General features: G+C 64.3%; 5 protein-coding genes. All 5 read left to right on the forward strand.

The features are described 5' to 3' along the window. On the forward strand, positions 1-685 hold a 685-nt coding region (locus RMO51_RS15275), incomplete at its 5' end, for a YhjD/YihY/BrkB family envelope integrity protein (RefSeq protein ID WP_310396012.1). Between the two features lie 80 nt (positions 686-765). Continuing rightward, on the forward strand, positions 766-1,212 hold the full coding sequence (locus RMO51_RS15280) for a hypothetical protein (protein ID WP_310396013.1): 447 nt from the start codon (positions 766-768) through the stop codon (positions 1,210-1,212). Continuing rightward, entirely contained in the window at positions 1,209-1,490 is a 282-nt protein-coding gene (locus tag RMO51_RS15285; protein ID WP_310396015.1) for a hypothetical protein, read from the forward strand. Before RMO51_RS15280 ends, RMO51_RS15285 begins: the two co-directional genes overlap by 4 nt. Beyond that, positions 1,487-1,879 carry a hypothetical protein gene (locus tag RMO51_RS15290; protein WP_310396017.1) on the forward strand — a complete coding sequence of 131 codons (393 nt, stop codon included), beginning with the start codon at positions 1,487-1,489 and terminating at the stop codon, positions 1,877-1,879. The genes RMO51_RS15285 and RMO51_RS15290 overlap by 4 nt, the downstream gene beginning before the upstream one ends. 187 nt (positions 1,880-2,066) lie before the next feature. Beyond that, a complete protein-coding gene (locus tag RMO51_RS15295; RefSeq protein WP_310396018.1) occupies positions 2,067-2,693 on the forward strand; it encodes a hypothetical protein in 627 nt (208 codons plus the stop codon). Positions 2,694-2,908: the final 215 nt, after the last annotated feature.

Genomic DNA, 2,908 nt, shown 5'->3' on the forward strand with positions numbered 1-2,908 from the left:
GCAGATCCTGAACATGGTGATCTCGGTGGCCGCCGCGACGGTGCTGTTCGCGATGATCTTCAAGCTGATGCCCTCCACCCCGATCGCCTGGAAAGACGTCTGGATCGGGGCCGGCGTGACAGCCGTGCTGTTCGAGGCGGGCAAGCTGCTGATCGGCCTGTACCTGGGCAAGAGCGGCCTGACCGAATCGTTCGCCGCCGCCGGCTCGCTCGTGGTGCTGCTGGCCTGGGTTTACTACGCGGCGCAGGTCTTCCTGCTGGGCGCGGAGTTCACCAAGATCTACGCCGACGAGCACGGCTCGCTGTCGGCCGCCAAGGCGATGAACAAAACCGAGCAGACCGCTGCCGACGGCAAGCCGGTGGAAGTGACGACGCCCGACCCTGGCACGCCGGCAATTGCTGTGCCGGCGGTGCCGGCAGCAGGCAGAGCGTCCCCCGGGATGGCGACGGCCGCGAAAGCGTCGGTGGCCGCGACCGGTGCGAAGGAATCGGTGGTGGCTGTGGGCGGTGTTCGACGAGCGCGCTCGTGGTACCCGAATAAAAGCCAACCGCAAGCGGGAGTGCACCTTCTACTCCTACACCAACGACGAGGACGGCCTGGAGCAGCTGCGCGTGCTGCGCAACCAACTGGGCGACCAGCTCTGCTACTTCCGGCTGTGCGAGCGCACCCAGGGGCGAGAATTTAAGATTCTGGAATGGGCTGGCCACTACCAGACGATGCCGGTCGACCCGGAATATGTACCACGAGTTTTTGAAGAATCCGAAGATGAGTAAGCTCCGTAACTACACCTCCGCGGTCCCCGCCGCCAAAAGCCAGGCGGCCATCGAGCAGCTGCTGGTGCAGGCCGGCGCCACCACCACCAGCAAGTTCTTCAGCGAGGTCACCAAGCAGTGCGAGGGCTTCTTCTTCCAAATCAAAGTAGGGGAGGTGCCCCTGGCCTTTAAGCTGCCGGTGAACACGGACCTCGTGTACCAGCAGTTCGTGGCCACCACGCGCAACCTTGACGCCCGGAAGCGGGCGCAGCTGCGCGCTCAGGCCGAGCGCACGGCCTGGCGCACGCTGCACGAGTGGGCGCAGATTCAGCTGGACATGATTGCCCTGAATCAGGTAGAGCTGCTGCAGGTGCTGATGCCCTATCAGTACGACCAGGAGCGGCAGCAAACCTTCTTCGAGCGGGTGGCGGGTTCGGACCTCAAGCTGCTGAAGCCATGATAACCGAGCAACTCACCGCGCAGCAGCTGCCGCGCACGTGCCTGGTGGTGTGGCAGCAGGCCTGGACGTTTGTCGTCGAGCTTCGGGAGAAAGGCCAGACCAAGGAGCAGGCCTGGTGCAAAACCTTCGACGAGCTGGTAACCTGCGTGACGGGGGCGGAGGTCCTCTACCTGGCCCGCAAGCAGACCCTGGCCACCTATTTACTCGCCGACCCGAACCGGCAACGCTACGAGACCCTGGGCTTTGAGCGTGCACTGGCCTTATCGAAATCCGAATGAAACTGCCCCACCTCGACCAAGTCGTCGACCTTGAGCGCGGCGAGGCTGGCCTGCTGGCTAAGGCCCTGGGCGTGCTCGTGCGCGACGTGACCCACGCCGAGCAGGCCGTTCCCTACCTGGAAGCCATCGCCCTGCCGGCGCTGGCGACCCTGGCCACCAAACTGGCCCGGCTGCATCAACGGGAACTGGCCGCGCCCCCGCGGCCCGGCCAGCGGCCCAAACCCCGCCGTTTTCGCCTGAGCTACGACCAGCTGGCCGTCCTGCTCTACTACCGCCTCACCCTGCCTTACTGCGAGCTCAGCCGCATCGAGCAACTGCAGCTGCGGGTGGTGGTGGGAAAGTTTCACCAGCAGTCGCTCAACCTGGCCCAATTCTTCAAATTCAAGTGACCACCGCGGCCTCCTGGATTAAGACGAGGGCCGGGCCTGTGCCGCTGGTCCGGCCAGCGGCTGTTCCGGCCCGGTTCTTCGCCGTTTTCAGCCAGTTACGATTGCTTAGGCAGGGCTTTTGGCCGGTCCTTTGCAGCGTTTCAGTATTCTTCTAAGTTTGATTCATATTATTTTACGCCTTACCCCCGTGGATAGCCCGACGCTTTCGATTCCCGTACAGCCGCACGTTCTAAAATATCTCCACAAACACCTCGGAAAGGCCTATTTTCTTTCCGAAAACGACCACTTCGGCCTGCTGCTCTTCCAGCTGCTGCGGCGCCCGGTGCGCGACGCGCGGCGCGACGAAATCATCAAGAAGTTCGACAAGCACTTCGTGGTGCACTACGGGCTCTACGACCCGCGCAAGTTCGGCCTCAAGCCGATGACCGGCAAGACGGTCTACCAGTTCAACAAGTTTGGCAAGGAGCTGCTCTTCGCCGAGCTGCACGCCCACGTCGAGCTGCTCGTCGACCTGGGCACGGCCGCGACCTACGCCATCGAGACCTTCATGCTCAAGTACGATTTGCAGGAGGAGGACGTGCCCTTCGACACGCTGGCCCGTTCCTGGAAGCGCTACGCCGTGGAGGCCAAGGCCGCCCGCAAGCGCCAGCGCCACCTGAGCGCCGGCGGCCAGCTCAAGCAGCTTAACAAGGACCTGCGGGCCCTGCCCCGGCCCGGCTTCGGGCCGGCCGGGTCCTCGCCGCTCACGGCCGGCTTCGCCCCGGTGCCCGCGCCGGGGTTCGGCACCTCGGCCCTGCCGCAGGCGTCGCTCTAGCAGTTGTCCCTTTTGCTCCAGCAATTGTCCCTAAAAACTTACCGTTTGTCCCTTGGCCAATTTTACCTCCAGCACCACGCCCAGCCCCGGGCCCACGCTGCCGCCGATTGAGCAGCTGCCCAACCCGGACCTGGCCGGCTACCTCAACCTCTACTACCTGCCGGTGGAGGACCTGCTGCGCGACCCGGTGGTGGTGGGCGGCGCCGTGGTGGGCG

It is taken from the genome of Hymenobacter sp. (genome assembly GCF_031398885.1).
In the GTDB taxonomy this organism is placed as follows: Bacteria; Bacteroidota; Bacteroidia; order Cytophagales; family Hymenobacteraceae; genus Hymenobacter.

Excerpts from the sequence above, each read along its gene's own strand:
- RMO51_RS15280 (WP_310396013.1), top strand. The coding sequence starts at position 766 with ATGAGTAAGCTCCGTAACTACACCTCCGCGGTCCCCGCCGCCAAAAGC.
- RMO51_RS15290 (WP_310396017.1), top strand. The coding sequence starts at position 1,487 with ATGAAACTGCCCCACCTCGACCAAGTCGTCGACCTTGAGCGCGGCGAG.
- RMO51_RS15285 (WP_310396015.1), top strand. The coding sequence starts at position 1,209 with ATGATAACCGAGCAACTCACCGCGCAGCAGCTGCCGCGCACGTGCCTG.